Source organism: Collimonas rhizosphaerae (assembly GCF_038896935.1).
In the GTDB taxonomy this organism is placed as follows: Bacteria; Pseudomonadota; Gammaproteobacteria; order Burkholderiales; family Burkholderiaceae_D; genus Collimonas; species Collimonas rhizosphaerae.
Genome location: NZ_JBANDC010000006.1, coordinates 276,392 through 288,712, shown reverse-complemented (window position 1 = coordinate 288,712; position 12,321 = coordinate 276,392). Strand labels below are relative to the sequence as shown.

At 63.1% G+C, this 12,321-nt stretch carries 11 protein-coding genes; all 11 read left to right on the top strand.

Annotated elements, in window-relative coordinates; translation table 11 throughout:
• Positions 1-40: 40 nt before the first annotated feature.
• The 11 genes from V8G57_RS11285 (at position 41) to bioD (ending at position 12,290) form a co-directional block, all read left to right on the top strand.
• Positions 41-1,237, top strand: coding sequence for an acetyl-CoA C-acetyltransferase (locus V8G57_RS11285; RefSeq protein ID WP_092401933.1), 1,197 nt, complete (start codon positions 41-43; stop codon positions 1,235-1,237).
• A gap of 196 nt (positions 1,238-1,433) precedes the next feature.
• Positions 1,434-2,039 (top strand): 2-hydroxychromene-2-carboxylate isomerase, encoded by a 606-nt coding sequence (locus tag V8G57_RS11280; RefSeq protein ID WP_092401930.1) that lies wholly within the window; start codon positions 1,434-1,436, stop codon positions 2,037-2,039.
• 11 nt (positions 2,040-2,050) lie between these two features.
• On the top strand, positions 2,051-2,443 hold the full coding sequence (locus V8G57_RS11275; RefSeq protein ID WP_144738388.1) for a YchJ family metal-binding protein: 393 nt from the start codon (positions 2,051-2,053) through the stop codon (positions 2,441-2,443).
• A gap of 45 nt (positions 2,444-2,488) precedes the next feature.
• Positions 2,489-4,183 carry an AMP-binding protein gene (locus V8G57_RS11270; protein ID WP_342829456.1) on the top strand — a complete coding sequence of 565 codons (1,695 nt, stop codon included), beginning with the start codon at positions 2,489-2,491 and terminating at the stop codon, positions 4,181-4,183.
• A 50-nt stretch (positions 4,184-4,233) separates the two neighbouring features.
• Positions 4,234-5,856 carry a carboxyl transferase domain-containing protein gene (locus tag V8G57_RS11265; protein ID WP_342829455.1) on the top strand — a complete coding sequence of 541 codons (1,623 nt, stop codon included), beginning with the start codon at positions 4,234-4,236 and terminating at the stop codon, positions 5,854-5,856.
• Between the two features lie 20 nt (positions 5,857-5,876).
• Complete coding sequence (locus V8G57_RS11260; protein ID WP_342829454.1) at positions 5,877-6,791, top strand: alpha/beta hydrolase family protein; 915 nt, start codon at positions 5,877-5,879, stop codon at positions 6,789-6,791.
• Between the two features lie 51 nt (positions 6,792-6,842).
• Positions 6,843-7,628: an enoyl-CoA hydratase/isomerase family protein gene (locus V8G57_RS11255; RefSeq protein ID WP_342829453.1), complete on the top strand. Its 786-nt coding sequence runs from the start codon at positions 6,843-6,845 to the stop codon at positions 7,626-7,628.
• Positions 7,629-7,691: 63 nt separating this feature from the next.
• A complete protein-coding gene (locus V8G57_RS11250; RefSeq protein ID WP_342829452.1) occupies positions 7,692-8,978 on the top strand; it encodes a cytochrome P450 in 1,287 nt (428 codons plus the stop codon).
• Complete coding sequence (gene bioF / locus V8G57_RS11245; RefSeq protein ID WP_342829451.1) at positions 8,971-10,179, top strand: 8-amino-7-oxononanoate synthase; 1,209 nt, start codon at positions 8,971-8,973, stop codon at positions 10,177-10,179. The genes V8G57_RS11250 and bioF overlap by 8 nt, the downstream gene beginning before the upstream one ends.
• On the top strand, positions 10,172-11,551 hold the full coding sequence (gene bioA, locus V8G57_RS11240; RefSeq protein ID WP_342829450.1) for an adenosylmethionine--8-amino-7-oxononanoate transaminase: 1,380 nt from the start codon (positions 10,172-10,174) through the stop codon (positions 11,549-11,551). The genes bioF and bioA overlap by 8 nt, the downstream gene beginning before the upstream one ends.
• Entirely contained in the window at positions 11,544-12,290 is a 747-nt protein-coding gene (gene bioD / locus V8G57_RS11235; RefSeq protein ID WP_342829449.1) for a dethiobiotin synthase, read from the top strand. Before bioA ends, bioD begins: the two co-directional genes overlap by 8 nt.
• Positions 12,291-12,321: the final 31 nt, after the last annotated feature.

Here is a 12,321-nt window from a genome sequence, read left to right as displayed (position 1 = left end):
CCGAAGTTGCTTACAAGTTGTCGTAATCTGGAGAAACAACATGAATGACCCAATCGTTATCGTCGGTGCAGCGCGTACTCCAATGGGTGCGTTTCAGGGTGATTTTTCGTCATTGACCGCCAGCGACCTGGGCGCCGTGGCGATCAAGGCCGCCGTGGAGCGCGCCGGCCTGAAACCGGAGCAAGTCGACGCCGTGTTGTTCGGCAACGTGCTGCAAGCCGGCCAGGGCCAGGCGCCGGCACGGCAGGCCGCCATCAAGGCCGGTTTGCCGGTGTCGGCCAATGCCGCCACCATTTCCAAGGTATGCGGCTCGGCGATGCAAGCCACCATGTTCGCTTTCGACGCCTTGCTGGCCGGGACCAATGAAGTGGTGGTCGCCGGCGGCATGGAATCGATGACCAATGCGCCGTACCTGCTGCCGAAGGGACGCAGCGGCTACCGCGTCGGCCACGGCACCGTCCTCGACCATATGATGCTGGACGGCCTGGAAGACGCTTATTCCAAGCTGGAGAATGGCGGCGGCCGTTCCATGGGCACCTTCGGCGAAGAGTGCGCCGCCAAATACCATTTCAGCCGCGCTGACCAGGATGCATTCGCGATCGCGTCGGCGCAGCGCGCGCAGGCGGCGACTGCCGATGGCTCCTTCAAGTGGGAAATCGCGCCGGTGACCGTCACCAGCCGCGCCGGCGAAGCCGTGATCGACAAGGATGAAGGTCCGCAAAAAGCCAAGGTGGAAAAGATCCCGTCGCTGCGCCCTGCGTTCAAGAAAGACGGCACCATCACCGCCGCTTCGTCGTCGTCGATCAACGACGGCGCCGCGGCGCTGGTGCTGATGCGCGAATCGACTGCCAAGAAACTCGGCTGCACGCCGATTGCCCGCATTCTCGGCCACGCCAGCCATTCGCAGGAACCGGAATGGTTCACTACCGCGCCGGTAGGCGCGATTGAAAAGCTGTACAAGAAAGTCGGCTGGAAGAACAGCGATGTCGACCTGTTCGAAGTCAACGAAGCGTTCGCCGTGGTGCCGATGGCGGTCATGAAAGAACACGACATCCCGCACAGCAAGATCAACGTCCACGGCGGCGCATGCTCACTCGGCCATCCTATCGGCGCTTCCGGTGCGCGCATCATCGTCACGCTGCTGGGCGCCTTGAAGGCAAAAGGCGGCAAGCGCGGCGTGGCGTCGCTGTGCATCGGCGGCGGCGAAGGCACCGCGATTGCCGTCGAACTGGTCTGAGGGACGACAGCAAGCCATCGTTAGCGCAACACGGTAGCAAGCAGTAAATGGATCAGCGTTTTTCCGTGGGATTTCCGCGGATCGGCGCTGATCTTTGTTATTGGTCTTGGTGAATTATGATTTAAACAAGTAGGGCGGGTTTTACCTACAGCGCAATTCGCATTGGTCCTTACCATTTCAGACAAGGTATAAGAAGATGGCTGCCGCAATTGATTTCTACTTCGATTTTTCCTCTCCGTATGGTTATTTCGCCGCCACCCATATCGATGAGCTGGCCGCAAAGTACCAGCGCGATGTCGAATGGCATCCGATCCTGCTAGGCCCGGTATTCAAGACCACCGGCTCGGCGCCGCTGGCCCAGGTGCCGATCAAGGGCGACTATTCGTTCCACGATTTCGAGCGCAGCGCGCGTTTTCACGGCATTCCCTACAAGCGTCCCGGCGCATTCCCGATCTCGACGCAGGCGGCGGCGCGCGCCGTGCTGTGGGTGCGCGGCAAGCAAGGCGAAGACAAGGCCATCAAGTTCGCCAAGCAGATTTACAAGGCTTATTTCGTCGACGGAACCAATATCGGCGAACCGATGCATTTGCTGGAAATTGGCCACCACAGCGGTATCGATACCAACGGCCTGAGCGACGGCATCAACAGCCTGCCGATCAAGAACCAGCTGAAGGCGGAAGTCGACCTGGCGATGGCGCGCGGCGTGTTCGGTTCACCGTTCGTGATTGTCGACGGCGAGTCGTTCTGGGGTTTCGACCGCTTCGACCAGCTCGAAGCATTCCTGAGGGATGGCAAGATTTGAAAGAGAAGGCGATGGATTGTCCCTGCGGCGGCGGCAGTTATGCACAGTGCTGCGGCCGTTATCACAGCGGCGCGGAAGCCGCGCCTACAGCACTGGCGCTGATGCGCTCGCGCTATAGCGCGTATGTGATGGGCAAGGATGCTTACCTGCGGGCGACATGGCATGGCAGCACCCGGCCGCCCGAGCCTGTCGCCGCCGAAGCGGGGCTGAAGTGGCTGGGCCTGGAGGTGCGCAAGCACCAGGCGGAAGGCGACAGCGCCACGGTGGAATTCGTGGCGCGCTACAAGATCGACGGCCGTGCGCAGCGCTTGCATGAGATCAGCCGCTTTGTGCGCGAGCGCGAAGCGGGAACAGAAAGCCAGCCATGCTGGTTCTATGTCGATGGCAGTTTCCCGGAAAAATAAAAATCGTCACGGGAAGCGGCGGCGGCCATAACAGGAGACAAGATTATGAGACAACTGAATTCCAGCATCGATCGCGGCAGCCAGGATATGCCGCTGATCGAACAGACGATCGGCGTTTTCTTCGATGAAATGGTGGAGCGGGTAGCCGGCAACGACGCACTGGTGTCGCGCCACCAGCAGATCCGCCTCAGCTACCGGCAACTGCAAGGCCAGGCGCGGCAGCTGGCCAGCGCCATGCTCAAGCTCGGCCTGCAGCCGGGCGACCGCATCGGCATCTGGTCGCACAACAATGCCGAGTGGCTGCTGACGCAGCTGGCCACGGCCTATGCCGGCATCGTCCTGGTCAACATCAATCCGGCCTATCGGGTCAGCGAGCTGGAGTACGCGCTCAACAACGTCGGCTGCAAGGCGCTGATTTCGATGACCAGTTTCAAGACCAGCGATTACCTGGAAATGATACGCACGCTGGCGCCGGAACTGCAGCACGCTATCCCGGGACAACTGCAGGCAGCGCGCTTGCCGTCCCTGAAGACCGTGATCCAGCTTGGCGGCGGCGAGGAGCCGGGCATGTTGCGTTTTGCCGACCTGATCGCCGGCGGCGATGCGGCCGACCCGCGGCTGGCCGAGATCGGCGCCCGCCTGCAAGCCGGCGATCCGATCAACATCCAGTTCACCAGCGGCACCACCGGCTTCCCGAAAGGTGCGACGCTGACCCACCGCAATATTCTGAACAACGGCTTTTTCATCGGTGAAGCGATGAAGCTGACCGCGCAAGACCGGCTCTGCATCCCGGTGCCGCTGTATCACTGCTTCGGCATGGTGCTCGGCAACCTGGCCTGCCTCACGCATGGCGCCACCATCGTCTATCCCAACGATGGCTTCGAGCCGCTGGCGGTGCTGCAGGCGGTGCAGGAAGAACGCTGTACCGGCTTGCACGGCGTGCCCACCATGTTCATCTCCGAGCTGGACCATCCGCGCTTTGCCGAATTTGACTTGTCGACGCTGCGCACCGGCATCATGGCCGGCTCGCCGTGTCCGATCGAAGTGATGAAACGGGTGGTGCGCGACATGCACCTGGAACAGATCACGATCGCCTACGGCATGACCGAAACCAGCCCGGTCAGCTGCCAGAGCATGACCGATACGCCGCTGGAGAAACGCGTTTCCACGGTCGGCCAGGTTCAGCCGCACCTGCAGGTGAAAATCGTCGATCCCGAATCCGGCGCGGTGATGCCGATCGGCAGTTCCGGCGAACTGTGCACCCACGGTTATTCGGTGATGCACGGCTATTGGGGTGATGAAGCAAAGACGCGCGAAGCGATCGACAGCGAAGGCTGGATGCATACCGGCGACCTGGCGACCATGGACAGCGAAGGCTACGTCAATATCGTCGGCCGCATGAAGGACATGGTGATCCGCGGCGGCGAGAATATCTACCCGCGCGAGATCGAAGAATTCTTGTACCGCCATCCGGCGATCCAGGATGTGCAGGTGGTCGGCGTGCCGGATCCGAAATACGGCGAGGAGTTGTGCGCCTGGATTATCCTGCGCCCCGGCCACGCCGCGGACGAACAAGCCGTGCGCGATTTTTGCCAGGGTCAGATCGCCCACTATAAGGTGCCGCGTTATATCCGGTTTGTCGATGCATTCCCGATGACGGTGACCGGCAAGATCCAGAAATTCAAGATCCGTGAAGCGATGAAGGATGAGTTGAAGCTCAACGACATCCACACCGCGTAAAAAACGTTCCAAAAGAATGGTTCCAAAAACAAGAGACAAAGGACATCGCAATGCCCCAGTTAGAAAGCAAGCTGAATCCACGCAGCGAAGAATTCCAGCAAAACGCCAACGCGCTTAACCTGCTGGTCGACGACCTGCGCCAGAAAGTCGCGCAGATCGCCGAGGGCGGCGGCGAAGCCGCGCGCCACAAGCATGTGGCGCGCGGCAAGCTGCTGCCGCGCGAACGGGTGCAGATGCTGCTCGATCCCGGCACGCCGTTCATGGAATTTTCCCAGCTGGCGGCCTACCACGTCTACAAGGACAAGGATGGCAGCGACGCGGCGCCCGCCGCCGGCGTGATTACCGGCATCGGCCGCATCGCCGGCCAGGAATGCGTGGTGGTCTGCAATGACGCTACCGTGAAAGGCGGAACTTACTATCCGCTCAGCGTCAAGAAACATCTGCGCGCGCAGGAAATCGCCGAACAGAACAACCTGCCCTGCATCTACCTGGTCGACAGCGGCGGCGCCAACCTGCCGAACCAGGACGAAGTGTTTCCCGACCGCGACCATTTCGGCCGCATCTTCTACAACCAGGCCAACCTGTCGGCCAAGGGCATTCCGCAGATCGCCGTGGTGATGGGCTCGTGCACCGCCGGCGGCGCCTACGTCCCGGCGATGAGCGACGAGTCCATCATCGTCAAGAATCAGGGCACGATTTTCCTGGCCGGACCGCCGCTGGTGAAAGCCGCGACCGGCGAGGTGGTGAGCGCGGAAGACCTGGGCGGCGGCGATGTCCACACCCGCTTGTCCGGCGTGGCTGACCACCTGGCGCAAAACGACATGCACGCGCTGTCGCTGGCGCGCACCGTCGTCTCCAACCTGAACCGCCAGAAACCGCCGGGCCCGCTGCTGCGCCCCGTGGTCGAACCGAAGTACCCGGCCCAGGAACTGTACGGCGTGATTCCGCTCGATACCCGCAAGCCTTTCGACGTGCGCGAAGTGATCGCGCGCATCGTCGACGGCAGTGAATTCGACGAATTCAAGGCGCGCTACGGCACCACGCTGATCTGCGGCTTCGCCCATATTTACGGCATGCCGGTCGGCATCGTCGCCAACAACGGCATCCTGTTTTCGGAGGCGGCCCTGAAGGGCACGCATTTCATCGAGCTGTGCTCGCAGCGCAAGATCCCGCTGGTGTTCCTGCAAAACATCACCGGCTTCATGGTCGGCCGCCGCTACGAAAACGAAGGCATCGCCCGCAACGGCGCCAAGATGGTGACGGCGGTGGCGACCACCGCGGTGCCCAAGCTGACCGTCATCATCGGCGGCAGCTTCGGCGCCGGCAACTACGGCATGTGCGGCCGCGCCTATTCGCCGCGCTTCCTGTGGATGTGGCCGAATGCGCGCATCTCGGTGATGGGCGGCGAACAGGCTGCCGGCGTGCTGGCGACCGTCAAGCGCGACGGCATCGAAGGCAAGGGCGGCAGCTGGAGCGCAGAGGAAGAGGAAGCTTTCAAGAAACCGATCCGCGACCAGTATGAACACCAGGGCCATCCGTATTACGCCTCCGCCCGCTTGTGGGACGACGGCGTGATCGATCCGGCCGATACCCGCAAGGTGCTGGGGCTGGGTTTGAGCGCAGCCTTGAACGCGCCGATTGCGGACACCAGGTTCGGCGTGTTCCGGATGTAAAACCAGATAACGGAAAAACCATGAGCAGATTGGCAGGGATAACGGTGACACGGGCGGCGCGCCATGCCTTGGCGTGCGCATGCCTGTGCATCTGGTCGGCGCATGCGGCAGGGCAGGCGCTGGCGCAGGACTTGAATGAAGTTGTCGCCAGCGTGCCTGTGACGGTCAAGAACCTGTACGGCCGCACGTTCACCGGCAAGGTCATCGTGACGCAATTCAAGCCGGCCGGCGCCGGACCGTTTCCGATCGTCATCATCAATCACGGCCGCGGCAACGACCGCTCCAAGCCCGGGCGTTTCCGCTACACCCAGCAGGCGCGTTTCTTCACCGAGCGCGGTTTTGCCGTGTTCGTGCCGACCCGGCTAGGCTACGGCGATACCGGCGTCGATCCGGATCCTGAGGACAGCGGCGGCTGCCGCGATAAAGATTACGCGCCGATGGCCGAGGCTGCCAGCACGGAAGTGCTGGCGGTGCTGGCGTATGCCAAGCAGCAGCCCTACGTCAATCCCGAGCGGGTGCTGCTGATCGGCCAGTCGGTGGGCGGCTACACCACTACCGCTGCCGCCGCCAAGATGCCCCAGGGCCTGGTGGCCGCGATCAATTTTGCCGGCGGCTCCGGCGGCGATCCCGAGACGCACCCAGGCGTACCCTGCCAGGGCGGCAAGCTGGAAAGCATGTACGCCGAATTCGGCAAGACCGCCAAGGTGCCGATGCTATGGATATATACCGAAAACGACCTGTATTTCGGACCGCAATACAGCCAGGCCTGGCACGCGGCGTTTAACCAGGCAGGCGGCCAGGCGGAATTCAAGCTGCTGCCGCCGTTTGCCAAGAACGGCCATACGCTGTTTGTGGCCGGCTTGAACATCTGGGAGCCGCTGGTGGCGGAATTCCTGGGACGAAACGGATTTCCTGCGGAGCCGTTGAAACAATGATGCAGCAATATTTTGCGACGCTGGCCCGTTGCCACAAGCGGAGATGAACAAGTGACTTATCAGACTTTAGCAATACAGCATGCGCCTCAGGTAGCGACCATCGTCCTCAACCGGCCCGAGGTGCGCAATGCTTTCAATGAAACCATGATTGCCGAAATCACCCACGCCTTTGCCGAACTGGGCAGCATGGCCGAGGTGAGGGCGATCGTGCTGGCCGCCAGCGGCGCGGCGTTCTGCGCCGGCGGCGACCTCAACTGGATGAAGGCGATGGCCGACTATACGCCGGAGCAGAACCGCGCCGATGCCGCGCTGCTGGCGACCATGCTGCGCACCATTTATCAATGCCCGAAGCCGGTGATCGCCAAGGTGCAGGGCGACTGTTATGCCGGCGGACTTGGCCTGGTGGCTGCCTGCGATATCGTGGCGGCGGTGGAGACGGCGCAGTTCTGCCTGTCGGAAGTCAAGATAGGGCTGATCCCGGCTACCATCTCGCCTTACGTCATCAAGGCTATCGGCGAATCGGCTGCGCGGCGCTATTTCATTACCGCCGAGCGCTTTTCCGCCGAAACCGGCCAAAAGCTGGGGCTGGTGCACGAAGTGACGACGGCGGAAAAACTGGATGAAAGCGTGGCTTTGCTGCTCAAGGCCCTGCTGGCGGCCAGCCCCAACGCCGTGACCGAGGCCAAGCGCCTGGTGCGCGCGGTTGCCGGCCAGCCGCTGACGGCAGTGCTGATCGCCGACACCGTGGAAGAGATCGCCAAAATCCGCGCTTCCGCCGAGGGGCGCGAGGGCGTACGCGCCTTCCTGGAGAAGCGCAAACCATCCTGGTTGGCGTGATCACATACAATCTCGTCCTTGCAAAGACGATTTTGCCAAAGTAAATGCTGGAAAAGATGTTAAATGATTAATGAAGATTTCTTGAACGACCCGTACCCCGCCTATCACGCCCTGCGTGCCGCGGGCGCGCTGCACTGGAGCCCGGAATTCTGCGGCGGCGCCTGGCTGCTGACGGGCCACGCCGATGTCGCCAGCGTGCTGCGCGATCCGCGCTTCTCGGTGCGGCGCGCCGGCGGCTGGGCCAACAGCAGCGGTCCGGAAGCCTTGACCGAGCTGCGCGAGTTCAAGCGCATTTTTTCGCGTTCGCTGCTGTTCGTGGACGCGCCCCAGCACACCCGCCTGCGCCAGGTGATGAACGCCGGTTTCAAGCCATCGGCGTTGCAAGAACTGGCGCCGCAGATCCAGGAGATCGTCGACCGCCTGCTGGACCAGATAACCGTCAAGGCTGCCGATAGCGCATCCGGCCAGTTTGCTGAGTTTGCTCAGTTTGACTTCATGAGCGATTTTGCCCGTCCCCTGCCGGCGCTGGTGATTGCCGGCATGCTCGGCATCGCCGCTGAAGACCGCAGCGAATTCGTGGCATGGTCCGACGATATCGCCGCTTTCATCGGCAGCCCGACGCCGACCCTGGAGATCGCCCGCGCGGCCCAGGCCAGCCTGGTCGCCATGAACGAATATTTCCGCCAGCTGCTGCCGCAGCGCCGCGCAGCGCCTAGGGACAGTGGCGACCTGATGAGCCAGCTGATACGCGCCGAAGCCACGGGCGGCATCATCACCACCAAGGAATTGCTGGCGCAGTGCTGCACGCTGCTGTTCGCGGGCCATGAAACCACGCGCAACCTGCTGGGTAACGGCATGCTGGCGCTGCTGCAGCATCCGGAGCAATGGCAGTCTTTGCAAGACACGCCGGCGCTGCTGCCGTCCGCCTTGAAGGAACTGCTGCGTTTCGACAGCCCGGTGCAGTACACCGGACGCCGTCTCAAGGTCGATGTCGAGATGCATGGCCAGCTGATGAAAAAAGGCGACCTGGTGATCCCGCTGATCGGCGCCGCCAATCGCGACCCGGAAAAATTCACGGACCCTGACCGGCTCGATATCCAGCGCAACCAGGGCGCCCACCTGTCCTTCGGCTACGGTCCGCATGTCTGCATCGGCGCCACGCTGACTTACCTGGAGGCGGAAATCGCCATCCGCAGCGTGATGCAACGCTTGCCGCAGCTGCAGCTGGCCGGCGTCGTCCAATCCTGGGGCGGCAATGCGGTGTACCGCAGCCTGAACCGGCTGCCGCTGTTGTTTGCGCGGCCGCCGGCAGCCGTGCGCGCATCCCAGGCGGAAGCCCAATATGCCTGAGCTGCTGACCCAGATCCGCGACCAGCTGGCGGCGCTGCAAGAGCAGAAGCTGTTGCGCAAGCGGCGTATCGTCGACGGGCCGCAGGGGCCGTTGCTGGAGGTCGAAGGCCGGCAATACCTGGCGTTTTGCAGCAACGATTATCTCGGCCTGGCGAACCATCCGGCGCTGCGCGCCGCCGCGCAGGCCGGGCTCGACCGATACGGGGTCGGCGCCAGCGCGTCGGCCCTGATCAGCGGCCACACCAGCGCAGTCGAGGAGCTGGAGCTGGCGCTGGCGGAATTTGTCGGCATGCCGCGCGCCCTGCATTTTTCGACCGGTTACATGGCCAACATGGGGACGATCCCGGCGTTGGCCGGTCCCGGCGATATCGTCTTCTCGGACCGGCTGAACCACGCTTGCCTGATAGACGGCGCCCGCTTGTCCGGCGCGCAGTTCCGCGTCTATCCGCATGCCGATGTGGAGAGGCTGGAACAATTGCTGGCCAAGAGTGAGCACCCGCGCAAGCTGGTCGTCACCGATGCGGTATTCAGCATGGACGGCGATATCGCCCCCTTGCCGGAGCTGCTGGCGCTGTGTGAAAAATACGATGCCTGGCTGCTGGTCGACGACGCCCACGGTTTTGGCGTGCTGGGTCCGCAAGGGCGCGGCAGCCTGGCGCATTTCGGTTTGCAGTCGCAGCGCATCCTGTACATGGGAACCCTGGGCAAGGCCGCGGGCGTGGCCGGCGCTTTTGTCGCCGGCGATGCGCTGCTGATCGAATGGCTGCTGCAGCGGGCGCGCACCTATGTGTTTACCACCGCCAGCCCGCCGATGCTGGCGAGCGCCTTGCTGGCGTCTGTCAGGCTGATGCAAGAGGAAGACTGGCGGCAGCAGCATTTGCGTGAACTGATTGCGCGCTTGCGCAGCGGGCTGGCCAGCTTGCCATGGCCGCTGCTGCCATCCGAGACGCCGGTGCAGGCGCTGATCGTCGAAGACAACCAGCTGGCGCTGGACCTGATGGCCGGGTTGCGCGAGCAAGGCATCTGGGTGCCGGCCATCCGGCCGCCGACCGTGCCCAAGGGTACGGCGCGCCTGCGCATATCGCTATCGGCGGCGCACAGCATTGAACAGGTGGATCAATTGGCCGGCGCTTTGCAGGCGCTGGCTGCAAATCATGCCGGCGCGGATTCGCGACGCATATCGAGGAGCACCGTTGGATAAAGTAACTGTAACAAATAAGGCAGCACAGCCGAGCCTGGTCCAGCGCAGCCTGGACAGCGTCTGGCATCCGTGCACCCAGATGCAGCACCACGAATCGGTGCCGCTGATCGCGGTCAGCCGCGGCCGCGGCGCCTGGCTGTACGACACCGACGGCAAACGATACCTGGACGGGATCAGTTCCTGGTGGGTCAACCTGTTCGGCCACGCCAATCCGCGCATCAATGCCGCGCTCAAGGACCAGCTCGACCAGCTCGAACATGCGATGCTGGCCGGCTTTACGCATGAACCGGTGGTGCAGTTGTCGGAGCAGCTGGCGGCGCGCACCGGCAATGTGCTGGGCCACTGTTTCTACGCGTCGGACGGCGCCTCGGCGGTTGAAATCGCCCTGAAGATGAGTTTCCACGCCTGGCGCAACGCCGGCTATGCCGACAAGCAGGAATTCGTTTGCCTGAAAGGCAGCTATCACGGCGAAACCATAGGCGCTCTGGCGGTTACCGACGTGCCCCTGTTCCGCGACGCTTATGGCCCCTTGCTGCGCCAGGCGCATGTGGTGGCCTCGCCCGATGCGCGCGGCGCACGCGATGGCGAAAGCGCCGAGGATGTCGCCCTGCGCGCTGCCGCCACGCTGGAAAAACTGCTGCAGCAGCGTTCCAGCCATATCGCCGCCATCATCATCGAACCGCTGGTGCAATGCGCTGCCGGCATGGCGATGCACGATCCGGCCTATCTGCGCGAACTGCGGGCTTTGTGCGACCGCTACAAAGTCCACCTGATCTTTGATGAAATCGCCGTCGGCTGCGGCCGCACCGGCACCTTCTTTGCCTCCGAGCAGGCGGCGGCTCCCGGTGAGCCACCGGTCTGGCCGGACTTCCTGTGCCTGTCGAAGGGCATCAGCGGCGGCTACTTGCCGTTGTCGCTGGTGATGACGCGCGATGAAATCTACCGGGCGTTCTACGATAACGACCTGGCGCGCGGTTTCCTCCATTCCCATTCCTACACAGGCAATCCGCTGGCTTGCCGCGCGGCGCTGGCGACGCTGGCGATTTTCGAGGAAGACGACGTGATCAACGCCAACCGCCGGCGCGCCCAGCGCATCACCGAGGCGCTGGCGCCGCTGGCGCAGCATCCGCAGGTGCGTCATTTCCGCCAGCGCGGCATGATCTGGGCGTTTGACGCGGTTATCGACAACAAAGCCATGGCGGCGACTTTCTCGCGTCGTTTTTTCGCCAGCGCGGTAGAACATGAATTGCTGCTGCGGCCGATCGGCAAGACGGTGTACCTGATGCCGCCGTATATCCTGGACGACCAGGAAATCGATCTGCTGGCAATCCGTACTGCCGCGGTTTTTGAAAGCGTGATCGGCCATGGCTAAATTGATCGCCAATCCGCAACAGGTAGCCTGGTTCATTGCCGGCACCGATACCGAAATCGGCAAGACGCTGATCGCCGGCGCGCTGCTGCACGGGCTGACAAAAACCGGCGTGCGCAGCGCCGGCATGAAGCCGGTCGCCGCCGGCGCCGAACTGCGCGACGGCGCCTGGCGCAACGACGATGCCGATGTCCTGGCGGCGGAAGCCAGCGTGGCGTTGCCGCAGGAACTGAGCACGCCGTTCCTGCTGCGCCAGCCGACCGCACCGCATATCGCTGCGGCGCAGGAGGAACGGAAGATAGAACTGGCGCATATCCTCTCTTGTTATCAGCAGATCTCCGCGCTGGCCGATGCGGTGATCGTCGAAGGCGTCGGCGGCTTCCGCGTGCCGCTCAACGATACGCACGACACCGCCGACCTGGCGCAGCAGCTCGGCTTGCCGGTGGTGCTGGTGGTGGGTTTGCGGCTGGGCTGCATCAGCCACGCGTTGCTGACGGCCGAGGCGATTGCCGCGCGCGGCTTGCAATTGGCCGGCTGGGTCGCCAACACGGTCGACCCGGCGATGCTCAATGCCGACGCCAATATCGCGGCATTGAAGAGCCGCATCGATGCACCGTTTCTAGGCCACGTGCCGCGCATGGGCGAACTGCCGGCCAGGGCGCTGGTCGAGGCCGCCGTCAGCCACCTGGATTTTTCATGTTTGCCGGGTTGGCCTGCGCCATCCGGCACTCACCCGATTTAACCGTATTCCCTCAACACAAAGGAAGTCAGAT

What these genes read in the sequence shown, in the direction of transcription:
- bioF (WP_342829451.1), top strand. Translation starts at nt 8,971, where the DNA reads ATGCCTGAGCTGCTGACCCAGATCCGCGACCAGCTGGCGGCGCTGCAA.
- V8G57_RS11250 (WP_342829452.1), top strand. Translation starts at nt 7,692, where the DNA reads ATGATTAATGAAGATTTCTTGAACGACCCGTACCCCGCCTATCACGCC.
- V8G57_RS11285 (WP_092401933.1), top strand. Translation starts at nt 41, where the DNA reads ATGAATGACCCAATCGTTATCGTCGGTGCAGCGCGTACTCCAATGGGT.
- V8G57_RS11275 (WP_144738388.1), top strand. Translation starts at nt 2,051, where the DNA reads ATGGATTGTCCCTGCGGCGGCGGCAGTTATGCACAGTGCTGCGGCCGT.
- bioD (WP_342829449.1), top strand. Translation starts at nt 11,544, where the DNA reads ATGGCTAAATTGATCGCCAATCCGCAACAGGTAGCCTGGTTCATTGCC.
- V8G57_RS11260 (WP_342829454.1), top strand. Translation starts at nt 5,877, where the DNA reads ATGAGCAGATTGGCAGGGATAACGGTGACACGGGCGGCGCGCCATGCC.
- V8G57_RS11270 (WP_342829456.1), top strand. Translation starts at nt 2,489, where the DNA reads ATGAGACAACTGAATTCCAGCATCGATCGCGGCAGCCAGGATATGCCG.
- V8G57_RS11280 (WP_092401930.1), top strand. Translation starts at nt 1,434, where the DNA reads ATGGCTGCCGCAATTGATTTCTACTTCGATTTTTCCTCTCCGTATGGT.
- V8G57_RS11265 (WP_342829455.1), top strand. Translation starts at nt 4,234, where the DNA reads ATGCCCCAGTTAGAAAGCAAGCTGAATCCACGCAGCGAAGAATTCCAG.